The sequence below is a fragment of the Serratia sp. BNK-23 genome, assembly GCF_047456145.1.
Classification (GTDB): domain Bacteria; phylum Pseudomonadota; class Gammaproteobacteria; order Enterobacterales; family Enterobacteriaceae; genus Serratia; species Serratia nematodiphila.
Genome location: NZ_CP179900.1, coordinates 1,510,318 through 1,524,754, shown reverse-complemented (window position 1 = coordinate 1,524,754; position 14,437 = coordinate 1,510,318). Strand labels below are relative to the sequence as shown.

Annotated in this window: 12 protein-coding genes; 8 read left to right on the top strand and 4 right to left on the bottom strand. The window is 59.9% G+C overall.

Going from position 1 to position 14,437, the window contains the following annotated elements:
- The first annotated feature begins 85 nt into the window (after positions 1 to 85).
- Genes ACMGF9_RS07180 through yejF form a run of 4 tightly spaced genes read left to right on the top strand, consistent with a single transcriptional unit; the run spans position 86 to position 5,620 of the window.
- Entirely contained in the window at positions 86 to 1,894 is a 1,809-nt protein-coding gene (locus ACMGF9_RS07180; protein ID WP_021505924.1) for an extracellular solute-binding protein, read from the top strand.
- 9 nt (positions 1,895 to 1,903) lie between these two features.
- Positions 1,904 to 2,995: a microcin C ABC transporter permease YejB gene (locus ACMGF9_RS07175; protein ID WP_015378534.1), complete on the top strand. Its 1,092-nt coding sequence runs from the start codon at positions 1,904 to 1,906 to the stop codon at positions 2,993 to 2,995.
- On the top strand, positions 2,992 to 4,017 hold the full coding sequence (locus tag ACMGF9_RS07170) for an ABC transporter permease (RefSeq protein ID WP_015378535.1): 1,026 nt from the start codon (positions 2,992 to 2,994) through the stop codon (positions 4,015 to 4,017). The genes ACMGF9_RS07175 and ACMGF9_RS07170 overlap by 4 nt, the downstream gene beginning before the upstream one ends.
- Before the next feature lies 1 nt (position 4,018).
- Positions 4,019 to 5,620, top strand: coding sequence for a microcin C ABC transporter ATP-binding protein YejF (gene yejF / locus ACMGF9_RS07165; protein ID WP_414160174.1), 1,602 nt, complete (start codon positions 4,019 to 4,021; stop codon positions 5,618 to 5,620).
- An 8-nt stretch (positions 5,621 to 5,628) separates the two neighbouring features.
- Here yejF and ACMGF9_RS07160 read toward each other — a convergent pair whose 3' ends face one another.
- The 3 genes from ACMGF9_RS07160 to rsuA form a co-directional block, all read right to left on the bottom strand.
- The gene (locus ACMGF9_RS07160; protein WP_004935763.1) at positions 5,629 to 5,973 is read right to left on the bottom strand and encodes a YejG family protein; all 345 of its coding nucleotides are present in this window, start codon (positions 5,971 to 5,973) and stop codon (positions 5,629 to 5,631) included.
- Positions 5,974 to 6,567: 594 nt separating this feature from the next.
- Entirely contained in the window at positions 6,568 to 7,764 is a 1,197-nt protein-coding gene (locus ACMGF9_RS07155; RefSeq protein ID WP_015378537.1) for a Bcr/CflA family multidrug efflux MFS transporter, read from the bottom strand.
- A gap of 41 nt (positions 7,765 to 7,805) precedes the next feature.
- Positions 7,806 to 8,519 carry a 16S rRNA pseudouridine(516) synthase RsuA gene (gene rsuA, locus ACMGF9_RS07150; RefSeq protein WP_004935770.1) on the bottom strand — a complete coding sequence of 238 codons (714 nt, stop codon included), beginning with the start codon at positions 8,517 to 8,519 and terminating at the stop codon, positions 7,806 to 7,808.
- 319 nt (positions 8,520 to 8,838) lie between these two features.
- Here rsuA and ACMGF9_RS07145 point away from each other — a divergent pair, with 319 nt between their 5' ends.
- Together ACMGF9_RS07145 and rplY are read left to right on the top strand one after the other, a co-directional pair.
- A complete protein-coding gene (locus tag ACMGF9_RS07145; RefSeq protein ID WP_004935773.1) occupies positions 8,839 to 10,596 on the top strand; it encodes a DEAD/DEAH box helicase in 1,758 nt (585 codons plus the stop codon).
- Positions 10,597 to 10,758: 162 nt separating this feature from the next.
- Complete coding sequence (gene rplY / locus ACMGF9_RS07140) at positions 10,759 to 11,043, top strand: 50S ribosomal protein L25 (protein ID WP_004935776.1); 285 nt, start codon at positions 10,759 to 10,761, stop codon at positions 11,041 to 11,043.
- 84 nt (positions 11,044 to 11,127) lie between these two features.
- On the opposite strand, the gene yejK is transcribed toward rplY, so the two are convergent.
- The gene (yejK, locus tag ACMGF9_RS07135; protein WP_004935779.1) at positions 11,128 to 12,135 is read right to left on the bottom strand and encodes a nucleoid-associated protein YejK; all 1,008 of its coding nucleotides are present in this window, start codon (positions 12,133 to 12,135) and stop codon (positions 11,128 to 11,130) included.
- Between the two features lie 211 nt (positions 12,136 to 12,346).
- On the opposite strand from yejK, the gene ACMGF9_RS07130 reads away from it, so the two are divergent.
- On the top strand, positions 12,347 to 12,574 hold the full coding sequence (locus ACMGF9_RS07130) for a YejL family protein (RefSeq protein ID WP_004935782.1): 228 nt from the start codon (positions 12,347 to 12,349) through the stop codon (positions 12,572 to 12,574).
- A gap of 9 nt (positions 12,575 to 12,583) precedes the next feature.
- Positions 12,584 to 14,365 carry an LPS biosynthesis-modulating metalloenzyme YejM gene (yejM, locus tag ACMGF9_RS07125; RefSeq protein WP_015378540.1) on the top strand — a complete coding sequence of 594 codons (1,782 nt, stop codon included), beginning with the start codon at positions 12,584 to 12,586 and terminating at the stop codon, positions 14,363 to 14,365.
- Positions 14,366 to 14,437: the final 72 nt, after the last annotated feature.

Here is a 14,437-nt window from a genome sequence, read left to right as displayed (position 1 = left end):
TAAGCATCTTTACCCTGCGCCCGTCCGAAGAATGTTATGCTGGGCGCAGGTTGTACTTTATTCCACAGCAGGAGCTTACTGTCTGATGTCCGTGCGCATTTTCGCTGCTCTGGTGCTCTCGGCACTGAGCTTCGGTCTGCGGGCCGAAGCCCTCAACGAAAGCTACGCTTTCGCCCTTCTCGGTGAACCGAAATACGCCACCGACTTCAGCCATTTTGACTACGTCAATCCGGCGGCGCCCAAGGGCGGCGACGTGCGACTGGCGGCCATCGGCACCTACGACAACTTCAACCGCTTCGCTACCCGCGGCGTGCCCGGCGAGCGCACGATGGAGCTGTACGATACGCTGTTCACCAACTCCGACGACGAACCCGGCAGCTATTACCCGCTGATTGCCGAATCGGCCCGTTTCCCGGCCGACATGCGCTGGATGGAATTGGATATCAACGCCCGCGCGCGCTTCCAGGACGGCAGCCCGATCACCGCCGCCGACGTGGCCTTTACCTTCAATAAATTCATGACCGAAGGCGTGCCACAGTTTCGCTCCTATTACAAAGGCGTCACGGTCAAGGCCATTTCCCGGTTGACGGTGCGCATCGAGCTGCCTAAGGCGAACCGTGAGCAAATCCTCAGCCTGCTCAGCCTGCGCGTATTGCCGGAAAGCTTCTGGAAAAACCATAAGCTCAACGAACCGCTCAGCACCCCGCCGCTCGCCAGCGGCCCGTATAAAATCGGCGATTATCGCCTCGGCCAGTACATCACCTATCAGCGGGTGCGCGACTACTGGGCCGCCAATCTGCCGGTAAACCGCGGCCGCTACAACTTCGACAGCATTCGCTACGATTATTATCTGGACGATAAGGTATCGCTGGAAGCCTTCAAGGCCGGCGCCTACGATTTCCGCATCGAGCCGTCGCCCAAGAGCTGGGCCACCCAATATCAGGGCGGCAACTTCGCGCGCAACTACATCATCAAGCAGGACGAGACCAACCAGGCGGCGCAGAATACCCGCTGGCTGGCGTTCAATCTGCAAAAACCGCTGTTCGCCGATCGTCGGGTACGGGAAGCGATCGGCCTGGCTTTCGATTTTAACTGGATGAACAAGGCGCTGTATTACAACGCCTATCAGCGCGCCGACAGCTATTTCCAAAACACCGCCTACGCCGCCCGCGGCTACCCGGACGCCGCTGAACTGGCCTTGCTGGCACCGCTCAAGGGCCAGATACCGCCGGAGGTATTTACCAGTATCTACCAACCGCCCTCCTCCGACGGTAGCGGCAACGATCGACAAAACCTGCTGAAGGCGACCCAACTGCTGAAAGAAGCCGGTTGGGTGGTCAAAAATCAAAAGCTGGTCAACGCCAAAACCGGCCAGCCGTTCACCTTTGAACTGATGCTGCTGAGCGGCAGCAACTTCCAGTACGTGCTGCCGTTCCGCCACAACCTGCAGCGGTTGGGCATCGAGATGCAAATCCGCGAGATTGACGCCTCGCAGTACACCCGCCGCATGCGCGAGCGCGATTTCGACATGATGTCGACGGTGTATATGGCGATGCCGTTCCCCAGCGCCGATCTGCAAATTCTGTGGGATTCGCAGTACATCGATTCCAGCTATAACACCCCCGGCGTCAAAGATCCGGCGGTCGACAGCCTGGTCAGGCAAATCGCCGCCCATCAGGGCGACGAAAACGCCCTGTTGCCGCTCGGCCGCGCGCTGGACCGGGTGCTGACCTGGAACAACTACATGCTGCCGATGTGGTACTCCAGCCACGATCGCTACGCCTATTGGGACAAGTTCTCCACGCCGTCGGTCCGCCCGGCCTATGCGATCGGCTTCGACAACTGGTGGTACGACGTCAACAAGGCGGCGCGCTTACCGGCTCAGCGGCAATAAGGAGTCGGAATGGCGGCCTATCTGATACGCAGACTGTTACTGGTGATCCCCACGCTGTGGGCGATCATCACCATCAACTTTTTTATCGTGCAAATCGCCCCCGGCGGTCCGGTCGATCAGGCCATCGCCGCCATTGAGCTGGGGCACGGCAGCGGGTTTGGCAACGGCGGTGTCGGCGAAGGCCTGGGCCACGCCCGGACGGGCATCGCGGCTGGCGACGGCCAATATCGCGGTTCGCGCGGCCTGGATCCGGAGGTGATCGCCGAGATCACTAAGCGTTACGGCTTCGACAAACCGCTGCACGAGCGCTACTTCACCATGCTGTGGAACTATATGCGCTTCGACTTCGGCGACAGCCTGTTTCGCGGCGCTTCGGTGATGCAGCTGATCGGCCAGAGCCTGCCGGTCTCCATCACACTGGGCCTCTGGAGCACGCTGATCATCTATCTGGTGTCGATCCCGCTCGGCATCCGCAAGGCCGTCCACAACGGCAGCGCGTTCGATACCTGGAGCAGCACGCTGATTATCATCGGCTACGCCATTCCGGCTTTTCTGTTCGCCATTCTGATGATCGTGCTGTTCGCCGGCGGCAGCTACCTGGACTGGTTCCCGCTGCGCGGCCTGGTATCGAGCAACTTCGACACCCTCTCATGGCCGGCGAAGATCGCCGACTACCTGTGGCACATCACCCTGCCGGTGCTGGCGACGGTGATCGGCGGTTTCGCCACCCTGACCATGCTGACCAAGAACTCATTCCTCGACGAGATCCGCAAACAGTACGTCACCACCGCCCGCGCCAAGGGGCTGGACGAGAAAAAAATCCTCTACCGCCACGTGTTCCGCAACGCCATGCTGCTGGTGATCGCCGGTTTTCCGGCCACCTTTATCAGCATGTTCTTCACCGGCTCGCTGCTGATTGAAGTGATGTTCTCGCTCAACGGCCTGGGGCTGCTGGGCTACGACGCCACGCTGCAGCGCGACTACCCGGTGATGTTCGGCACGCTGTATATCTTCACCCTGATCGGCCTGCTGTTGAATATCCTCAGCGATATCACCTACACCCTGGTCGATCCGCGCATTGACTTCGAGGCCCGCCAATGAGCCGCCTTAGCCCGATCAACCAGGCGCGCTGGGCGCGTTTTCGCCGCAACCGCCGCGGCTACTGGTCGCTGTGGATCTTTTTGGTGCTGTTCACCCTGAGCCTGGCCGCCGATCTGATCGCCAACGACAAACCGCTGTTGGTGCGTTATGAAGGCCGGTTGTACCTGCCGTTTATGATTAGCTACAGCGAAACCGCCTTCGGCGGCGAACTGAATACCGAAGCCGACTATCAGGATCCGTTCGTGCAGCGGCAGATCGAACGGCACGGCTGGGCGGTCTGGGCACCGATCCGCTTCAGTTACGACACCATCAACTTCGCCACCGAGGTGCCCTTCCCTTCGCCGCCTTCGCGGCACAACCTGCTGGGCACCGACAGCAACGGCGGCGACGTGCTGGCCCGGGTGCTGTACGGTTTTCGCATTTCGATGTTGTTCGGTCTGGCGCTGACGCTGTTTTCCAGCCTGATCGGCGTGTGCGTCGGCGCGACGCAGGGGTATTACGGCGGGCGTTTCGATCTGTGGGGGCAGCGCTTTATCGAAGTGTGGTCGGGCATGCCGACGCTGTTTCTGATCATTCTGCTGTCGAGCATCGTCCAGCCCAATTTCTGGTGGCTGCTCGGCATCACCATCCTGTTCGGCTGGATGAGCCTGGTGGGCGTGGTGCGCGCCGAATTCCTGCGCACCCGCAATTTTGACTATATCCGCGCCGCGCGCGCCATGGGCGTGCCGGATCGGGTAATCATGTCCCGCCATATGCTGCCCAACGCCATGGTGGCGACGCTGACCTTCCTGCCGTTTATCCTCTGCGGCTCGATCACCACCCTGACGTCGCTCGATTTCCTCGGTTTCGGTCTGCCGATAGGCTCGCCGTCGCTCGGCGAATTGCTGCTGCAAGGCAAAAACAATCTGCAGGCGCCGTGGCTCGGCATCACCGCCTTCCTGGTATTGGCAGTGCTGCTGTCGTTATTAATCTTTATCGGCGAAGCGGTGCGCGACGCCTTTGACCCCAGCAAGGCGCATTGATATGGCCACTCCTTTGCTCGCTATTCAGGATCTCAGCATCGCCTTCCGTCAGGGCGACACCGTCACGCCGGTGGTCAACGAACTCTCGCTGCAAATAGCGCCGGCGGAAACGCTGGCGCTGGTAGGGGAATCCGGCTCCGGCAAAAGCGTCACCGCCCTGTCGATACTGCGTCTGCTGCCCGCGCCGCCGGTGGTTTACCCTGCCGGCGATATTCTGTTCAACGGCGAGTCGTTGCTGCATGCGCCGGAGACTGACCTGCGCAAGGTGCGCGGCAATCAGATCGCGATGATCTTTCAGGAACCGATGGTGTCGCTTAACCCACTGCACACCATCGAGAAACAGCTGGCGGAAGTGCTGATGCTGCACCGCGGCCTGCGGCGCGAAGCCGCGCGCGCAGAGATCGTCGAATGCCTGGAGCGCGTCGGCATCCGCCAGGCCAAAACCCGGTTGCAAGACTATCCGCACCAGCTGTCCGGCGGCGAACGCCAGCGGGTAATGATCGCCATGGCGGTGTTGACCCGCCCGAAACTGCTGATCGCCGACGAACCCACCACCGCGCTCGACGTGACTATCCAGGCGCAGATCCTGACGCTGCTGCAAGAATTGAAGCAGGAGATGGGCATGGGGTTGCTGTTCATCACCCATAATCTGAATATCGTGCGCCGCCTGGCAGACAACGTGGCGGTGATGCGCCAGGGGCGCTGCGTAGAGCAAAACGGCCGCGCGCAGCTGTTCAGCCGGCCGCAGCATCCCTACACACAGCAGCTGCTGGCCGCCGAAGACGTCGGTGAGCCGCTGCCGCTACCCACCGCGCGCCCCGGCGACGAGCGGCCGCTGCTCAAGGTGGAAGATCTGCAGGTGCGCTTCCCTATCCGGCGCGGCCTGCTGCGCCGCACGGTGGATTATCACTATGCATTGAAATCATTGAGTTTCGAGCTGCGCGCCGGGGAAAGCGTGGGGCTGGTGGGAGAATCCGGCTCGGGTAAAAGCACCACCGGGCTTGCGTTGTTGCGTCTGCTGGCCTCGCAGGGCGCCATCTGGTTCGACGGCGAACCACTGCACCCGCTCACGATGAAGCAGATGCTGCCCTACCGCAGCCGAATGCAAATCGTCTTCCAGGATCCTTATTCCGCCCTGAATCCGCGCCTGAACGTGCAGCAGATCATCGCCGAGGGGCTGGAAGTGCACCAGCGGCTTAGCGCCGAGCAGCGGGAACAACGCGTGATCGAGGTGTTGCGGGAAGTTGGCCTGGATCCGCAGCTTCGCCACCGCTATCCCACCGAGTTTTCCGGCGGCCAGCGCCAGCGTATCGCCATCGCGCGCGCGCTGATCCTGCAACCGCAGCTGCTGATCCTCGACGAGCCAACCTCTTCACTGGATAAATCGGTGCAGGCGCAGATCCTGACGCTGCTGAAATCGCTGCAGCAACGCCACCGGTTGGCTTATCTGTTCATCAGCCATGACCTGCAGGTGGTGCGTTCGCTATGTCACCAGGTCATCGTACTGCGACAGGGGGAAGTGGTTGAACAGGGAGACTGCCGGGCGATTTTCGCGGCGCCCGCAGCCGACTATACCCGTCAACTGCTGCAGTTGGCGGATTAGCGGCGAATTCAGAAGGGGTATTGCGCGCTGAGTGGTTCGGCGATCGCGGCACCGACGTTTTTCAGCCGGCACATGGTGGCGCTCTCGTCGCTGCGCTGCACGAACAGGCAAGGTTCCCCTTCCCATTCGACGATCGCACAGTCGACCTGAATCTCCTGCAGCGACAGATTGAGCTGTTGCATGACCTGCCAGGCCTCGGCCCCTTCATGGCTGAGCAGCTTCAGCCCAATCAGGTTGTTATCTTCGTCTATTCCGTTAAACGGAATCGGTTCGACCTTCACGCCGGTGAAACCGGATAGCCAACGATAACTTTGCGGCAAGCGATGCACTACCGAAAGTTGGATACTCTCCACATGAAATCCCTAGTTTGAAAAGGTGAAACACTTTTACCTGACAGGGTTACTAAGTTATAGCCGTTGACTCCCGACTCTGCCGCGCACAAATGTTATTTAAATGTAAATTTTGCCGCAAGCCATTAACCTGACCCCGTGCTTGCCGATGCCGTGCCACTTTTTGGCGCGCCGTGCGGTGTTATTTCACGGCATTTTGCGACTCAGCTCGCATTTTTGCGTTATATGTAACCCTTTCCCGCAGCGATCTCAACTCTTTTTTCTTGCAATGCGACTACTTTTTCGTCGCCATATTTTTACAATGAAGAAACATCTTACCCGTCACGTTAGCGCCGCCACCGCTGCTAATACCTTGATTTACATCAATCCTAATACAAACCCCCCGCGCGGCTCAGCCGACAGCGCGCCGCGCCTCCCGGGGAATATTGGGCGGCACGACGGCGGAATTTTTTAACAAAAAGCACACAGGTGAGAAAGTGGCCAGTTGATTAGCTTGCGTATATTTAGCAACAAATTTTTCATTGCCGGTTGCACCCTGAAATGGCAGGGCGCAACCCCGTGACGATGCGGAGCGACACGCCCCGAATCGGGAGAACGTCAGGCTGCGCGATCGCGCGGCCGACTGGCGTAAACATAGAACAGCACCGCCACGATGCTGCACAGCGCCATCGAGGTGACCATTGGCCAAGCGCTTTTGCCCGGCGCCATCGACAGCACCGCCCCCACCAGCGCACCGATGCTGAAGCGCAACGTGCCGGCCAGGGAAGAAGCGGTGCCCGCCATATGCGGAAAATCATCCAGGATCACCGCCATGGCGTTGGAGGAGATCATCGCGATGCACCCCAGATAGACCGCAACGCCGATCACCAGCGCCCAGAAGCCCAGGCCCACGGTGCTCACCGCCATTAGCCACAGCCCCATCGCCAGCTGTACCAGCAGCCCCAGCTTGAACATCTTGACCGCGCCGAAACGCCGCACGTTGCGGCTGTTGATCAGCGTCGTCAGGAACAGGAAGACGATGTTCAGCGCAAAATAGTAACCGAAATGCTGCGGCGAAACGTGGTTCAGTTCGATGTAGACGAACGGCCCGGCGCTGAGGAACGAGAACATGCCCGCAAACGAGAAGGCGCTGGCCAACATGTAACTCAGCACCCGCTTATGGCGGAACAGCGAACCGAAGTTGCCCAGCGTGGTGCGCAGGTGGAACCGCTGGCGCCGCTCTTTCGGCAGCGTCTCCTTGATGAACAAGGCCACCAGCAGCGAACCGATCAGCGCCGCGGCGCCCATGGTCCAGAAGATGGCGTGCCAGCTGAACCACAGCAGCAGCGCACCGCCGATCATCGGCGCCAGCAGCGGCGCAATGGTCATCACCAGAATGACGAACGACATCATGCGCGAGAACTCATCCTTGGTGAACATATCGCGCATCAGGGCGTTGATCACCACGCTGGCGGCCGCCGCCGCCAAACCGTGCAGGAAACGCAGCCCGATCAGTTGATCGATCGACTGCGCCATGGCACAGGCGCAGCCGGCGATGGCGAAGATCAGCGTTCCCCACAGGATCACCGGCTTGCGGCCGATGCTGTCCGACATCGGCCCATAGAACAGCTGCCCGAAGGCAAAGCCGAGCATATAGGCGCTGAGCGTCATCTGCACGCTGCCGGACTCGACGCCAAACTGAGCAGCGATCACCGGCATACTGGGCAGGTACATGTCGATGGCCAACGGCATCAGCATGGACAACAGGCCCAGAATAAAAATCAAACCGAGATGAGAGGTTCGGTTCTGTTGCACGTTCCACGACTCCTTAATCGGCCGCAATCAATGATCGGTTATCAGTCCTGCAGGTGCGGCGCGCCCACGCTGGCGATCTCTTCTTCTGTCAATGGGCGGTATTCGCCCGGAGCCAGATCGTCATCCAGCACGATGGCTCCGATGCGCTCGCGGTGCAACGCGATCACCCGGTTGCCGACGGCGGCGAACATCCGCTTCACCTGGTGGTAGCGCCCTTCGCTGATGGTCAAGCGCACCACGTGCTCGTCGACCTGCTCCAGCGTCGCCGGCCGCGTCAGATCTTTCTCGTTGTGCAGTTGCACCCCTTCAGCGAAACGCTGCGCGGTGTCTTCCGCCAACGGGTGCTCCAACGTGACCAAATAGGTTTTCTCGCAGTGGTGGCGCGGCGACGTGACACGGTGCGACCATTGACCGTCGTCTGTCATCAGCACCAGCCCGGTGGTGTCGATATCCAACCGCCCGGCGGCGTGCAGCTTGTACGCGACCGGCTCATCGAGGAAATACAGCACCGTCGGATGATCGGGATCGTCGGTAGAGCAGACGTAGCCCTGCGGTTTGTTGAGCATGAAATAGCGCGGGCCGTTCTGCTGCTGCAGCGGATTGCCGTCGAACGCCACTTCTTGCTCCGGGGTCAGTTTGACAGCCCCGCTCTTCACTACCTCACCGTCCACGGTGACGCGTTTAGCCCGAAGTTCGCGCGCGACCAGCGCACGGCTGATGCCTAACTGCTGAGATAAAAACTTGTCCAATCGCATGGGATCTGCTTTGCCTGTCGTTGTTATGATCGCATTGATCGTATTGCCAAAATATGACGCCCGCCGTTGCACCGGGTGCAAATAGCAGGTTCAGGGGGGGAATCGCGTGGGGGAACAGCGATTGCTGTCACACAAGTATAGCGACACAACGCGTTGCCCGACAGAGGTAATTTTCACGCTTCTCGCACCGCGCGTGCGCAGAAGGCATAATAGTAGAAATTTTTCGGCCGCCCGGGGCGTAAAATGTCGCTGTTTCTGTGGGAACGGGGGCGACAAGACCTGTACCCGGCGGCCCATTCCACTCTACGGCGTTCATTTTATGGCCTTTACCCTACGCCCCTACCAACTGGAAGCGGTCGAAGCCACCATCAACCATTTCCGGCGGCGTCCCGAACCGGCGCTGATCGTGCTGCCGACCGGCGCCGGCAAAAGCCTGGTGATCGCCGAACTGGCGAAGCGAGCCCGTGGGCGGGTGCTGGTGTTGGCGCACGTCAAGGAACTGGTGGCGCAAAACCACGCCAAATACTGCGCCTACGGCCTGGAGGCGGACATCTTCGCCGCCGGTCTGCAACAAAAAGAGAGCGCCGGCAAAGTGGTGTTCGGCAGCGTGCAGTCGGTGGCGCGCAACCTGCCGCTGTTCGACGGCGCCTTTTCGCTGCTGATCGTCGATGAATGCCACCGCATCAGTGACGACGACGACAGCCAGTACCAACAAATCATCCAGCATTTGCAGAAAACCAACCCGCAGCTGCGGCTGCTGGGGTTGACCGCCACGCCCTATCGTCTGGGCAAGGGCTGGATTTACCAGTATCACTACCACGGTTTTACCCGCGGCGACGGCGCCAGCCTGTTTCGCGACTGCATCTATGAGCTGCCGCTGCGCTATATGATTAAGAACGGCTTCCTGGTGCCGCCTGAGCGGCTGGACATGCCGATTGTACAGTACGATTTCAGCCGGCTGGAGGCCAGAAGCAACGGCCTGTTCAGCGAAGCGGATCTGAACCGCGAGCTGAAGCGGCAAAACCGCGTCACGCCGCACATTATCAGCCAGATTGTGGAGTACGCCGACGATCGCAAAGGGGTAATGATCTTCGCCGCCACCGTCGAGCACGCCCGCGAGATCCACGGCCTGCTGCCGAACGGCGAGGCCGCGCTGGTCAGCGCAGAAACGCCGCCCGCCGAGCGCGATGCGCTGATCGAGGCGTTCAAACAGCAGCAGTTGCGCTATCTGGTCAACGTAGCGGTATTGACCACCGGTTTCGACGCGCCGCACGTCGATCTGATCGCGATCCTGCGCCCGACCGAGTCCGTCAGCCTGTATCAGCAGATCGTCGGCCGCGGGCTGCGGCTGGCGCCCGGCAAGGAGGATTGTCTGATCCTCGACTATGCCGGCAACCCGCACGATCTGTTTACGCCTGAGGTCGGCGTCAGCAAGCCGCACGGCGACAGCCAGCCGGTGCAGGTGTTCTGCCCGGCCTGCGGCTTCGCCAATCTGTTCTGGGGCAAGTGCACCGAGAACGGCGATATCATCGAGCACTACGGCCGCCGCTGTCAGGGCTGGCTGGAAGACGACGACGGCCACCGCGAACAGTGCGATTACCGCTTCCGGTTCAAGAGCTGCCCGCACTGCGGCGCGGAGAACGACATCGCCGCACGCCGCTGCCATCAGTGTCAGGAGGTGCTGGTCGATCCCGATGACATGCTGAAGGCGGCGCTGAAGCTGAAAGACGCGCTGGTGCTGCGCTGCGGCGGCATGGAACTGCAGAGCGGCCGCGATGACAAGGGCGAATGGCTGAAGGCCACCTATTACGACGAGGACGGCACCAGCACCAGCGAGCGCTTCCGCCTGCAGACGCCGGCGCAGCGCAAAGCGTTCGAGATGCTGTTCCTGCGCCCGCACCAGCGCGCGCCGGGCGTGCCGTTCGCCTGGCACACCGCCGCCGACGTGCTGGCGCAACAGCAGGCGCTGCGCCATCCGGATTTCGTGGTGGCGCGCAAACGCGGCCAGTTTTGGCAGGTGCGCGAGAAAGTGTTCGATTATCAAGGCCGTTTCCGCCGCGCCAATCAATTGACCTGAGCGAACGGTCCCCAATCTGGACAGGTTTTCGTTGCCCTGCAGGCGGCTTTCCGTTAAAATGCCGCGCGCTTTACCTGGGCCTGCCCAGCGTTAAAGCGGATTCCCGAACTTGCTACTTGGGTCGCCTGTAGCAGGGTAAATTTTCTTTTAAGAGAAAAAACAATGTTCACTATCAATGCAGAAGTACGTAAAGACCAGGGTAAAGGTGCGAGCCGCCGCCTGCGTGCAGCAAACAAATTCCCAGCTATCGTTTACGGTGGCAAAGAAGCTGCAGTTTCCATCGAATTGGACCATGATTCTGTTAAGAACATGGAAGCTAAACCAGAATTCTACAGCGAAGCAGTAACTCTGGTTATCGACGGTAAAGAAACCAAAGTTAAGGTTCAGGCTGTACAGCGTCACCCGTTCAAGCCAAAACTGGCTCACATCGACTTCGTTCGCGTTTAATCGCTACGTTTTCGAACCTTTCGGGACGCCGAAATAAAGAACGCCGCAATTGCGGCGTTTTTTATTGTCTGCGATCCGGCGCGCTTACTTGCCGCTGCCGGTCCGGCGCTGCAGCTGATCGCGCAGGTTCGGCGGCGTGCCTCTGATGGTCAGCGTGTCGGTGGCCGCATCCCAGAAAATGCGCTCGCCCAACAGCATGGCGTCGAAATTCAGGCTGATGCCGCCGCCGCTGCCGGCAAATTTGGTCAGCTGGCGCAGCGTGCCGCGATCCGCCGGGAAGCTTTCCTCCAACTCATACCCTTGCTCGCTGGAGAACTGCATGAAGTCTTTCTCACCGACCGGCGACAGCTCCTGCGACAGGGCCTGCAGTTCAATCTCTTCGCCCGCCTGCAGCTGTTCGTTGCAGTAGCTGTACACCTGTTGGCGCACCGACTGGCGCTCGTTCTTGTCCAACTGCGCATCGGCGCAGTAGTCGTCCACCGCCTGCAGCAGCCCGCGGTTTTGCGCCTTGGTGTCCAACCCTTCGGACGCCGCCAGGAAATCCATGAAGAAGTCGGCGACCTTGCGGCCTACGCGCCCGCGCAGGAAGGTCAGATAGCGGGTCGATTCCGGGTTGGTTTCCCATTCGGTCAGATCGATGCGCGCGACGATATCGGCGTTGTTGATGTCCAGATAGTGCGTGGTGTTGATATCCAGCTCTTCGTTGACGCGCATGCTGTTACGGCTGTTCAGCACCGCGATCAGCAAGTACTCCACCGCCAGATAACGGTATTGGCCGAACAGCACCACGCCGCCTTCGGCAAACGGATACTTCGCCAGTTCGTCGCGCAGGCGGCCGGTCGCCGCGCGGCTGAAGGCCAGAAAGTCCTTATCGTCCTTGCGGCAAGTGCGCAGCGCTTCCGCCAGTTCGCTGCCTTCGTTGAACAGGCCCAAGGCCTTGCTCTTGGCGCTGTAGACGCGATGCAGTTCCGTCATCATTTCTTCCACCGCCGCGTTGGTGGGAAGCAAGGTATCGCGCAACACCACGTCCAGCGTTTGCTCGTCGCGTTTCACCAATTGGTGCAGAGCGATCTGGTCGATATCCAGACTCATGATAAATCCTCCTGTTCTTTAGGCGCGTATTCAAACACTGAAGACCCCGCCCTGCAATACTAAAAAGCTGCGGCCAACCGGAAAGGCGCAGCGGGGCCCCGCCCCGGCGCGGGCGAACAATTTCCCGAATGACAGGAAGTGATAAAAGAGCGGAAAATCACTGCCCTATACGGTAAGATAGGGCACTTTGCAGATTACTAAGCGCAATTTTATGCCACAATCATCCCGTTACAGTGACGAACACGTTGAACAACTGCTCTCAGAGCTGGTCAATGTTCTGGAAAAACACCATACCCCCACCGATCTTTCCCTGATGGTGCTGGGCAACATGGTCACTAATTTGATCAACACCAGCGTTGCCCCCGCGCAGCGGAAAACCCTGGCGAGATCGTTCGCGGAAGCCTTGCAGGCTTCTGTCCGTGAAGATAAAGCACATTAATATTGACTTATGGTGACAAACCGTCAGCGTTATCGTGAAAAAGTCTCCCAGATGATCAGCTGGGGGCACTGGTTCGCCTTATTCAACATCCTGCTCGCCCTTGGGCTGGGCAGCCGCTACCTGTTTGTCACCGACTGGCCCGCATCCCTGCTGGGCCGGGTCTATGCCTTTGTCAGCCTGCTGGGGCATTTCAGCTTTATCGTGTTCGCCGGCTATTTGCTGGTGATCTTCCCGCTCACCTTCGTGGTGATGTCGCAGCGGCTGCTGCGATTTATTTCCGCCGCGTTGGCCACCATCGGGCTCACGCTGTTGCTGGTCGACAGCGAAGTGTTCTCCCATTTCCACCTGCACCTCAATCCGGTGGTGTGGGATCTGGTGGTCAACCCGGATCAAAGCGAGCTTTCGCGCGACTGGCAGCTGATGTTTATCTGCGTGCCGGTGATCTTCCTGGTGGAGATGCTGTTCGGCACCTGGAGCTGGCAGAAGCTGCGCAGCCTGAACCGCCGCCGCTTCGGCAAGCCGCTGGCGGCGCTGTTTATCAGCGCCTTTTTCGCGTCGCACCTGATTTATATCTGGGCCGACGCCAACTTCTATCGCCCGATCACCATGCAGCGAGCCAACCTGCCGCTCTCGTACCCGATGACCGCGCGCAAGTTCCTCGAGAAACACGGCCTGCTCGACCAGCAAGAGTATGAGCGCCGTCTGGTGCAACAGGGCAACCCGGAAGCGGTGTCGGTAGAGTATCCGCTCAGCGATCTCAGCTACGGCGATAAAGGCAGCGACTATAACCTGCTGATGATCGTAGTGGACGGCATTCGCGCCAAAGACGTGGCGCAGGACATGCCAACCCTGACCCGCTTCGCCCAGGAAAACGTGCGTTTCAGCGATCACTACAGTTCGGGCAACCATGCCGATACCGGGCTGTTCGGCCTGTTCTACGGCATTTCCCCGACCTATCTGGACAGCGTGCTCGCTGGCCGCAAGCCGTCGGCACTGATCAATGCGCTCGGCGATCGGGGCTACCAGCTGGGGCTGTTCTCCTCCGATGGCTTCAATGCCAGCCTGTATCGCCAGGCCCTGTTGACCGACTTCTCGCTGCCGACGCCGGCGCCGCAAAGCGACGCCCAAACCACCCAGCAATGGCAACGTTGGTTGGCGGACCAGGGTAGCAAAGAGCCGTGGTTCTCCTATATCAACTTCAGCGGCGCCGAGCCGACCGAAGGCGACAAAAAACCGGTTCCGGCCGACTTTATTAGGCGCTACCGCACCGGCGCGCAAGATGTGGATGCCCAGATAGGCCAGGTGCTGGACACGCTGAAACAGCGCGGCCTGCTGGATAAAACCGTGGTGGTGATCACCGCCGAGCACGGCGTCGAGTTCAACGACAGCGGCAAAGGCCAATGGGGCGCCGGCACCGCCTTCAACCAGGCGCAACTGCAGGTGCCGTTGGTGATCCACTGGCCGGGCACCCCGGCGCAGACCATCAGCAAGCTGACCGGCCATAACGACGTCATGCGCACCTTGATGCAACGCCTGCTGCACGTGCAAACCGCGCCGAAAGACTATTCGCAGGGCGAGGATCTGTTCACCGCCCAGCGCCGCAACAACTGGATCGCCACCGGCGATGGCAACCAGCTGGTGATCACCACGCCGACACAAACGCTGATGCTGGACAACAGCGGCAACTATCGCGTCTACGATCAGAACGGCGATGAAATAAAAGACGAGAAACCGCAGCTTGCTCTGCTGTTGCAGGTGTTGACCGATGTAAAACGCTTTATCGCCAACTAACTGCTTAAAACTAAAGCAATCAAGTGGCGAGGCGCTTGCATTAACATCGGGAATCGGTAGTATGATTTTTCA